The organism is Vibrio sp. T20, assembly GCF_007858795.1.
In the GTDB taxonomy this organism is placed as follows: Bacteria; Pseudomonadota; Gammaproteobacteria; order Enterobacterales; family Vibrionaceae; genus Vibrio; species Vibrio satsumensis.
The window spans coordinates 165,896-176,527 of record NZ_VFEB01000078.1 but is presented as its reverse complement, the minus strand read 5'-3'; the positions used below and the strand labels follow the sequence as shown (position 1 = coordinate 176,527).

Sequence of the window (10,632 nt, the reverse complement as noted above, 5' to 3'; positions counted from 1 at the left end):
GGATTACGCTGTGTGCTGTTTAATTAATTCAATGAAGTGGTCGAATAGCGGTGCCGCATCTTCTGGACCTGGGCTTGCTTCAGGGTGACCTTGGAAGCTGAATGCTGGTTTGTCTGTACGGTGAATACCCTGTAGAGAACCATCAAATAGTGATTTGTGAGTTGCACGCAGTGTCTCTGGAAGGGTTTCTTCGTCAGCAGCAAAGCCGTGGTTTTGCGAAGTAATCATCACAACATCACGATCTAAATCTTTAACCGGGTGGTTTGCACCGTGGTGACCAAACTTCATCTTCACTGTCTTAGCGCCTGACGCAAGAGCAAGAATCTGGTGACCTAGACAGATACCGAAGATTGGCAAGCCTTTTTCTAGGAACACTTTTGTCGCTTCAATTGCGTAAGTACATGGTTCTGGGTCACCAGGGCCATTTGAAAGGAAAACACCGTCTGGGTTCAGAGCTAGTACTTCTTCAGCAGAAGTTTCAGCTGGAACAACCGTTAGGCGGCAACCGCGGTCAACAAGCATTCGTAGGATGTTTCGTTTTGCACCGAAGTCATAAGCAACAACGTGGTATGGCAATTCAGAGTCTGCTTTCGCTTCAGGAAGTCCACCCGTAAGCGTCCACGAACCTTGTTTCCATTGGTACGCTTCTTTTGTTGTAACTTCTTTCGCAAGGTCCATACCTTTCAGGCCAGGGAATTCTTTTGCTTTAGCTAGAGCCAAAGCTTCGTCTAAATTGTTGCCAGCTACGATACAACCGTTCTGAGCACCTTTTTCACGAAGAATACGTGTCAGCTTACGAGTATCGATATCAGCGATACCAACAACGTTTTGCGACTTAAGGTAATCAGAAAGGGATTGTTCATTACGGAAGTTAGAAGCGATTAGAGGGAGATCGCGAATCACAAGGCCTTGAGCGTGGATTGAAGAAGATTCTTCGTCTTCGGAATTGGTTCCGGTATTGCCAATGTGAGGGTAAGTAAGAGTAACGATTTGTTGAGAATAGGAAGGATCAGTGAGGATTTCTTGGTACCCCGTCATCGAGGTATTAAAAACGACTTCACCAACTGCAGAACCTACAGCGCCAATGGCTTCACCGTGAAATACTGTCCCATCTTCTAGGACGAGTAGTGCTGACTTCTTCAAGACAACCTCCAGAAATAAAAATGCATTAAAATTGATTTAATTTGCAAATCTACCTTCCTGCAACACCAGAAACTGCGTGTTTATGGAAATTAGACAAATTGGCGGTATTTTAGTGATGTGCGTGATACGTGTCAACATTTAACGTAAAAGAAATTAAACATTTGTAAGGACTAATCCAATTTACACCATCAAAGCTTCAAAAGTTCAACTTTCATGCTCATTTAAACCGAATATTATGATTTTCTAATTTTCACCCCTCATTTTAGCTAAGCATAGAGTAATAAAAATATCAGCAACAAAACGCAAACGATAAATACAAAGAGAAAACATGATAATTTAAAGATCTAAAACAGAAAACATACCAAAGGCAATATAAATAACACTTAAACTAAGGGAAAATGACGATAATAAGAAAGTAAAAGGAGGATAGTAGAAGAAGGATCACTGTAAAAAAGGGACTAAATAAAGAAAGCGCCGGCAGTTGCCAGCGCATAAATATCTATTTACAGATCGTTCAAACCAAGGACGTCAGTCATGGTATAAAAGCCAGCAGGTTTGTCATTTAACCAAACTGCTGCCTTGATTGCACCATTAGCAAAGGTCATTCGATCTGTGGCTTTATGAGTAATTTCGACTCGCTCACCGATATCAGCAAACATAGCGGTATGCTCGCCAATAATGTCGCCAGCTCGAATTGTCGCAAAACCAATCTCATCTTTTGTACGCTCGCCAGTAATGCCTTCACGTGACCACACGGCTACATCGTTTAGCTCATTGCCCATCGCACCAGCAATCGCTTCGCCCATGCCAATCGCAGTACCAGAAGGTGCATCAACTTTATGACGGTGGTGAGCCTCAACGATCTCGACATCACAATAATCGCCCATCACTTTAGCGGCCTTCTCTAGCAGCTTAAATACCAGGTTCACACCGACACTGTAGTTAGGTGCCATTACGATAGGCATCTCTCTTGAAGCTGCATCAATCACCTGCTTCTCTTCTTCAGAGAAACCCGTCGTACCGATGATCAGCTTTTTACCATGACGTTTACAAAGTTCAATATTCGCTAATGTGCTAACAGGTGCAGTAAAATCGACAATCACATCAAACTCTTCGATCGCTTTAGACAAGTCATCCACTAGAGCAACATCAAAACGACCTTCACCGCATAACTCGCCAACATCAACTCCGACCAAAGATGACTCTGGACGCTCTGAACCAGCACCAACACTTGCTTCTGAATTATGATGAGCGGCTTTCACCAAGTTGCGACCCATACGGCCCGCTGCTCCTGCAATTGCAATTCTTACCACTGCGAATATCTCCATTGTTTTGGTTACCGTTACCACTTATCTCTTGCAGCAACGTTCAATCGATTAATCTCTTTAAACTAACAACAATCTCAAACTCAGGCTAGCAATTACGAAAACTCTTTTATTACTCGCTCTAAAATTGGCACATTCGCTTCAGGGAATGCGTATTGGCTCAATGATTCAAGATCGACCCATTCACCTTGTTGCCCTTCTTTACCATAAGGCTGTTGCTCGAAATCAGTCACAAGGATGAAATCAAACTTAAGCGACTTGTCACTGTAATCAAACTCAAGATGTTCAAACAGAGACTGTTCAGTCACATTGATACCGATTTCTTCATCAAGTTCACGAGTCATCGCCTGTTCAATGGTTTCGCCTACTTCTACTTTACCACCAGGAAATTCCCAGAAACCGCCTTTATGCTTGTCGTCTGGGCGCTTAGTAATAAATACCTGTGACTTATCTTGGTTAAAGATAATTCCAGCTACAATGTGGATTCTTTTCATTGATGGTGTTCCTTTTGTGCCCTTACCGTCATTCCCTACAATGAGGAACGAATTAGATAGGGAATCTGTTCTTTTGTTAGTTCCAAAGGTCCACGACTCGCTCGTCCCTCACTCTCGAGGATGACGCCATCGAAACCTTATTATTTTCATATACAAAAAGAGCCGCCTAAGCGACTCTTTTTATCAGTAAGTTTGTGTGAAGCTAAGCTGTGACGTGTTGAGTGCGAGGAGGAGGCACGGAGCTTACGTTAGTAAGTGAGTACCTCCGACACTGCAATCATCCGTTACAGCAACGATTCACCAAGCTTAGTCAATTTTACCGTGACACTGTTTATATTTTTTGCCACTTCCGCATGGGCATGGTTCGTTACGACCCACTTTACGCTCATCACGTACTACCGTTTGTGGAGATGCAGCTTCAGCTTCATTATCGCCTAGCTGGTTTTCAGCTGTTGCATGTTGTGCTTTTGCACGACGCGCCGCTTCTTCAGCTTGGGCTTGACGTTGCGCTTCCATCTTTTCAACTTCTTCTTGTTGCTGAACGCGAACTTTAGAAAGAATGGTAACAACGTCTGTTTTTAGTACATCTAGTAGGCCTTCAAACAGTTCAAACGACTCACGCTTGTACTCTTGTTTCGGGTTCTTCTGAGCATAACCACGAAGGTGGATACCTTGACGAAGGTGATCCATCGCAGCCAAGTGCTCTTTCCAAAGACCATCTAGCGTTTGTAGCATCACAGACTTCTCGAAGTTACGCAGTACTTGAGCACCAACCACTTCTTCTTTCTGTTTGTACGAATCAACCGCCATACCTAGGATTCGTTCACGCAATGCTTCTTCGTAAAGCTTGTCGTCTTCGTCTAACCAACCTTGAATATCAAAGTCTAGATCAAAGTCATTCTTCAGACGATCTTGCAGACCAGCGATATCCCACATATCTTCAAGAGATTGAGGAGCAATGTACTCATCGATAACCGAAGTAAACACGTCTTCACGGTTGTGTTCGATCATTTCGCTGATGTCGTCAGAACTCATCAGTTCGTCACGAAGCTCATAAACCACTTTACGTTGGTCATTGGCTACATCATCGTACTCAAGAAGCTGCTTACGAATATCGAAGTTACGACCTTCAACTTTACGTTGTGCTTTTTCAATTGAGCGAGAAAGCATCTTAGATTCGATCGCTTCGCCTTCGTCCATACCACTTTGGATAAGACCAGCCATACGATCCGATGTAAAGATACGTAACAGAGAATCTTCCATTGATAGGTAGAAACGAGAAGAACCCGCATCACCTTGACGACCAGAACGACCACGTAGCTGGTTATCGATACGGCGAGATTCATGACGCTCAGTACCAATAATGTGCAGACCACCTGACTCAAGTACTTTATCGTGGATGATTCTCCAATCAGCTTTGATCTTATCGATCTGCTCTTTGGTTGGATTCTCTAGCTTCTCAACTTGTGCCTGCCAGCTACCACCTAACACGATATCGGTACCACGACCAGCCATGTTAGTTGCGATAGTTACCGCACTCGGCATACCAGCTTGTGCAACGATCTCTGCTTCCATTTCGTGGAATTTAGCATTTAGAACGCTGTGCTTAATTTTTGCTTTTTTCAGTGCGTTAGACAGTAGTTCAGACTTCTCGATAGAAACCGTACCAACCAATGATGGTTGACCAGCTGCTACACGGTCTTTGATGTCTTCAATGATCGCATTGAACTTGTCTTCTTCAGTACGATAAACCACATCAGGCATATCGTTACGAACCATTGGCTTGTTGGTTGGGATAACCACAGTTTCTAGGCCGTAGATAGACTGGAATTCGAAAGCTTCAGTATCGGCAGTACCTGTCATACCTGACAGTTTTTCGTATAGACGGAAGAAGTTCTGGAATGTAATCGATGCTAGAGTCTGGTTTTCATTCTGAATCTTCACACCTTCTTTAGCTTCAACAGCTTGGTGTAAACCTTCAGACCAACGACGACCTGGCATAGTACGACCAGTATGTTCATCAACGATAACCACTTCGCCTTCTTCAGTAACGATGTAGTCGACGTCTTTCTCAAACAATACGTGTGCACGAAGCGCTGCATTAACATGGTGCAATAGGCTGATGTTTGTTGGAGAGTAAAGCGTATCGCCCTCTTCCATCAGGCCGTTTTTCACCATTAGCTCTTCTACAAATTCTTGACCGTTTTCAGTCAGGTGAACCTGCTTCGATTTCTCGTCCATGGTGTAGTGACCTTCACCACGGTACTCTTCAGAATCTTCTTTATCTTGGCGCTCAAGGTTCGGAATTAACGTGTTAATACGCGTGTAAAGGTCTGAGCTATCTTCAGCAGGGCCAGAGATAATAAGTGGAGTACGAGCTTCATCAATTAAGATTGAGTCAACTTCATCGACAACAGCAAAGAAGCGTTCGCGTTGAACACGATCTTCAGCACGGAAAGCCATGTTGTCACGTAGGTAATCGAAACCAAACTCGTTGTTTGTTCCGTATAGGATGTCAGCTTGGTACGCTTCTTTTTTCTCTGGCGGAGCCATGTTTGGCACGTTCACGCCAACGGTCATACCAAGGAATTCAAATAATGGGCGGTTTGTTTCCGCATCACGTTTCGCTAGGTAGTCGTTCACCGTTACTACGTGAACACCTTTGCTAGGTAGGGCGTTAAGATAAGCTGGTAAGGTTGCTGTAAGAGTCTTACCTTCACCAGTACGCATTTCTGCAATTTGGCCAGCATTTAGAACCATGCCACCAATCATTTGCACGTCAAAGTGACGCATGCCGTAAACACGCTTAGACGCTTCACGTACCGTAGCAAATGCTTCCGGTAGAAGTTGGTCTAGCGATTCACCTTTATCTAAGCGCTCACGAAACTCAACCGTTTTTGCTTTTAGCTCTTCGTCTGAAAGTGCTTCAAACGTTGGTTCGTAGTTATTAATTTCTTTTACAATTTTTCTAAGGCGGCGCAGTGTTCTGTCATTGCGACTGCCAATTACCTTTGTCAGCAGCTTAGTAATCATGTGCTTGGAATCTCTTCGTTCTCAGATCGTCCGCGATCTATTTTAAATGCCGTCAGTCTCTACTAGCTATGAACTAGTCTTCAGTTACTAACCAAGGATACTGAGATAAATCTAGTATCTTTGATATTGTACTTGAGAGTAGAGTTTTCAAGGCTTGAGTTAAAATTAATGCCCTTTAGTGTAAGTAATTTTCACACCAACGACCATTAATAACCCCATTTGTTTGATGTGCTTGGAACTTTTCTTTCTAATTGCTGACGGATTAGCCAGACTGTAGCTCATTGGTAGACAACTTTCGGATGTTGACGACACTGTATCTGGAAAATAGATACAAAAAAACCAGGTCAATGACCTGGTTTTCGAAATCTTATATTGTTGTAAACAACAATTACGCTAGAACCATTCCTGGCTCAGCAAATGCAACAGGAGAGCCTACTTCCTCTTCGAATGTTGCCCATTCCCAAGCTTCTGCGTCAGCAAGTACTGCACGTAGTAGTTGGTTGTTTAGGCCGTGACCTGATTTGTATGCACGGAACTCACCAATAATAGCGTGTCCACACATATACAAGTCACCAATCGCATCGAGTACTTTGTGAGTTACGAACTCATTGTCAAAACGTAGACCTTCTTCATTAAGAATTCGGTATTCGTCTAGAACGATAGCATTATCGAAGCTACCGCCAAGTACTAGGTTTTGAGATTGTAGATACTCAATATCACGCATGAAACCGAAAGTACGAGCGCGAGAGATCTCTTTCACAAAGCCTTGTGAAGAGAAATCAAACAACAAACGTTGCTCATCAGATTCAATTGCTGGGTGGTTAAAGTCGATCTCAAAGTCCATGCGGAAGCCGTTAAATGGAACAAATTCTGCCCACTTATCGCCATCTTCAAAACGGATAGGCTTTTTGATACGAATAAAACGCTTCGCTGCATTCAGTGTTTCTACACCTGCTTGCTGTAGCAAGTATACGAATGGGCTTGCGCTACCATCCATAATTGGGATCTCAGGAGCATCTACTTCAACAATAATGTTGTCGATGCCCATACCCGCTAGAGCTGCGTTAAGGTGTTCCACTGTAGAGATACGTACGCCTTCGTCATTAACAAGAGCTGTACATAGCATAGTGTCACGAACTGACGCTGGATCAGCTGGAAAATCTACAGGTGGATTTACATCTGTACGACGATAAACAATGCCTGTATTTGCAGCTGCCGGGCGAAGAGTAAGTGTGACTTTACGACCAGAGTGGAGACCCACACCAGTTGTTTTCACAATTTCTTTCAGAGTACGTTGTCTGATCATCTGCTTGCCTCGTTATCAGTGCTACAAATCACGGTCAGTATTTACCGACCGCGAATTTTACCATTAATTCGACGATAGTCAAATTTTGGGTATTTGTTAATCAGCCTGACGTCGTAAGAATGCTGGAATATCTAAGTATCCACTCTCTTTCTCAGCTTTAGGTGCTGCACTTTGGCTAGCGCCTGTACCTGAAGAAACAGGAGACGTTGTTGGCTGCGGCTTAACTTGAGGTTTAACCTCAGTTTTTTCCTGCAATGGCTGTGCCACTTTCTCTTCCACTTTTGGTGCAGTTTGAGCCGCTACCTGTGGTTGAGGAGTTGTTGCAACCTTAGCTTTACCACCAGCAACTAATGTAATGTCTGGTTTTTTCTCTGTACCGATACCTGTTGCAACAACAGTTACACGGATTTCATCCGTCATATCAGGGTCTAGAGAAGTACCAATCACAACTGTTGCGTTATCAGATGCGAATGCCTTAACTGTATTACCTACTGTTTCGAACTCATCTAGACGCATATCTAGGCCTGCTGTGATGTTCACAAGAACGCCACGCGCGCCAGCTAGGTCGATGTCTTCTAGTAGTGGGCTAGAAATTGCCGTTTCAGCAGCTTCTTCAGCACGGTCTTCACCTTTTGCGATACCGCTACCCATCATTGCATGACCCATCTCAGACATCACGGTGCGAACATCCGCGAAATCGACGTTAATCATACCAGGGCGAGTAATTAGCTCTGCGATACCTTGTACAGCATTTTTAAGTACATCATTTGCACTTGCGAAAGCTTCTAGCAGAGTTACGCCGCGGCCAAGTACTTTAAGTAGCTTCTCATTTGGAATCGTAATTAAAGAATCCACATGTTTAGAAAGCTCTTCAATACCTTGCTCAGCAAACGCTAAACGCTTTTTGCCTTCAAAGCTAAATGGCTTAGTTACCACAGCAACCGTTAGCACACCCAACTCTTTCGCAACTTCAGCAATAACTGGAGCAGCACCTGTACCAGTACCACCGCCCATACCAGCTGCGATAAATACCATATCGGCGCCAGTTAGAACTTCTTTAATTCTTTCTCGATCTTCGAGAGCTGCATCACGGCCTACTTGTGGGTTTGCACCAGCGCCCAAGCCTTTAGTGATATCACCACCAATTTGGATCACGCTGCTCACGCTTGTTTTACGAAGTGCTTGTGCGTCAGTGTTAACACTGATGAACTCTACACCTTCGATTGACTCACGCACCATGTGCTCAACAGCGTTACCGCCACCGCCACCAACTCCAACGACTTTAATTACCGCATCGTCAGACATTTCCATCATCGGTTCAAACATGTGTTATCTCCGTTTTTTCCTGCAACTCAGGTTAAAACTCTTTTTGTATCCAATTACGCAATTTACCAAATAAACCAGACATAGAAGGTGCTGAACGCTTAGGTTCGCTATAATCACCTTCATCACTGATCTGACAATCTCTTGCGTAATGAAGTAAACCAACCGCCGTAGAATGATACGGCTCTTTAACATAGTCAGTTAAGCCACTAACTTCTAACGGCTTACCAACTCGAACTTGATTGCGGAAAACACGTTCCGCACACTCTACCAACCCGTCAATTTGTGCCGCTCCACCAGTGAGAACGACGCCAGCTGCAAGGTGGTGTTTAATACCCTCATCGCGTAGCTGTAATTGAACCGTATCAATAGTTTGGTTAACGAGACCCATAAGTTCAGTGTAACGTGGTTCGATCACTTCCGACAAAGTTTGTCGTTGCAAACTTCTCGATGGGCGACCACCAACACTTGGGACGTTAACAGAGTCATCCTTGCTTACGAGTTCACTCAGAGCGCAACCATGGTTTACTTTTATCTCTTCAGCATCGCTCACTGGCGTGCCGAAAGCGAAGGCAATATCACTGGTTACTGCATTTCCTGCGTAGGAAAAGACTTCTGTGTGTCGAAGTGCGCCGCCAGTCCAAATGGAAATATCCATCGTACCCGCACCGATATCGACCACACACACTCCAAGCTCTCTCTCGTCTTCAGTAATTACCGCATTGCTTGAGGCAAGTCCTGAAAACACGATTTGTTCTACTGTGAGACCACATCGTTCAACAGCTTTAATAATGTTTCTCGCCATGTCGCTATGGCAAGAAATTAGGTGAACACTGACTTCCATTCGAACACCGGATAAGCCAAGTGGGTTCTTAATCCCTTCTTGATAATCAATGGTAAATTCTTGTGGGATCACGTGCAGAATTCTCTGCTCATCACCTATTTTAATTGATTTCGCGGTATGGATCGCTCGATCCATATCGTCTTGAGACACCTCTTCATCAGAGATAGTGCCCATGCCTTTTTCAATTCGGCTTGCGATATGTTTACCCGATAGCGAGATAAATACATTGCTGATTTGGCATTCCGCCATCAACTCTGCTTGATCAATAGCTCGCTGAACCGACTTCACTACCGACTCTAGGTCGTTTACACCACCTTTATCCATACCTCTGGATGGGCTTTGCCCAGAGCCAATGATATTGATTTGACCATCAGGCAATATTTCACCAACCAGAGCTGATATGGTCGCAGTGCCTATATCAAGACCAACGATTATGTTGTCATCTGCGGTCTTAGTCATCTGTGCTCTCTTCTAACTCTTGCTCTGGAAACCAGCCTACAGCGGCTCCCGTATCATACCTGAGGTCGATGTAGCTCACTTGATTCGCTTTACTACCAAGTTCGTTGTAAAGCGAAATAAAGCGTTCAACACGCTCATCTAAAGAATCTTTACCTAGTTCTAAACGGATACCGTTATCTAGGATTATTTGCCAAGCGCGACGCTCATTGAGAACGAGCGAGGTAACGGTTAACCCTAGACTGTTAATCAAAGGGGTTATCTGTCGCCACTTTTCTATCACTTCTTGGCTGGTGCCGTCTGGGCCGTAAAGCTTAACTCTATCACCCTTCAACAGGCCGATATCACCATTAAACACCTGACCATCGTCATTCAGCAGCATGTTGCCGTTCCAGATTGCTGCTGCATGGTACTCAGTCAAAAATACTTTTATTGTGTCTGGCCACTGCTTACGAATGGAGACCACTGAAACCCAAGGTAACGCTTCTAAACTGTCTTGCAACACACCAATGTCTTGCGACATGAATGTTCCGATATGCTCTAGCTCGCTAAACGCATGTTGAACATCACCAGCGGTTACGTAAGTTAAGTCGCCTTGAAGTACTATTTTGGAGAGAGGCAATCGCTGATCGTCCCACATCCAAGTCAGTGTGGTATAGAAAAGAAACCCAATGAAAAGCAATACCATGACAAAAAAAGACCCACCTA

General features: G+C 44.1%; 8 protein-coding genes. All 8 read right to left on the bottom strand.

Annotation, left to right across the window (positions count from 1 at the left end):
- Window positions 1-3: 3 nt before the first annotated feature.
- Window positions 4-1,143, bottom strand: coding sequence for a glutamine-hydrolyzing carbamoyl-phosphate synthase small subunit (carA, locus tag FTW16_RS06950; RefSeq protein ID WP_048609692.1), 1,140 nt, complete (start codon window positions 1,141-1,143; stop codon window positions 4-6).
- 503 nt (window positions 1,144-1,646) lie between these two features.
- Window positions 1,647-2,471, bottom strand: a complete 825-nt coding sequence (dapB, locus tag FTW16_RS06945) for a 4-hydroxy-tetrahydrodipicolinate reductase (RefSeq protein ID WP_186728035.1) — start codon at window positions 2,469-2,471, stop codon at window positions 1,647-1,649.
- A 92-nt stretch (window positions 2,472-2,563) separates the two neighbouring features.
- Window positions 2,564-2,962 (bottom strand): 8-oxo-dGTP diphosphatase MutT, encoded by a 399-nt coding sequence (mutT, locus tag FTW16_RS06940; RefSeq protein ID WP_076670693.1) that lies wholly within the window; start codon window positions 2,960-2,962, stop codon window positions 2,564-2,566.
- 306 nt (window positions 2,963-3,268) lie between these two features.
- Complete coding sequence (gene secA, locus FTW16_RS06935; protein WP_061019049.1) at window positions 3,269-5,995, bottom strand: preprotein translocase subunit SecA; 2,727 nt, start codon at window positions 5,993-5,995, stop codon at window positions 3,269-3,271.
- Window positions 5,996-6,383: 388 nt separating this feature from the next.
- Window positions 6,384-7,301 carry a UDP-3-O-acyl-N-acetylglucosamine deacetylase gene (gene lpxC / locus FTW16_RS06930; RefSeq protein WP_010434751.1) on the bottom strand — a complete coding sequence of 306 codons (918 nt, stop codon included), beginning with the start codon at window positions 7,299-7,301 and terminating at the stop codon, window positions 6,384-6,386.
- 96 nt (window positions 7,302-7,397) lie between these two features.
- Window positions 7,398-8,627, bottom strand: coding sequence for a cell division protein FtsZ (gene ftsZ, locus FTW16_RS06925; protein ID WP_146490529.1), 1,230 nt, complete (start codon window positions 8,625-8,627; stop codon window positions 7,398-7,400).
- A gap of 31 nt (window positions 8,628-8,658) precedes the next feature.
- Window positions 8,659-9,927 (bottom strand): cell division protein FtsA, encoded by a 1,269-nt coding sequence (gene ftsA, locus FTW16_RS06920; RefSeq protein ID WP_010434747.1) that lies wholly within the window; start codon window positions 9,925-9,927, stop codon window positions 8,659-8,661.
- Window positions 9,920-10,612, bottom strand: coding sequence for a cell division protein FtsQ/DivIB (locus tag FTW16_RS06915; protein WP_017059290.1), 693 nt, complete (start codon window positions 10,610-10,612; stop codon window positions 9,920-9,922). The genes ftsA and FTW16_RS06915 overlap by 8 nt, the downstream gene beginning before the upstream one ends.
- Between the last annotated feature and the right edge of the window lie 20 nt (window positions 10,613-10,632).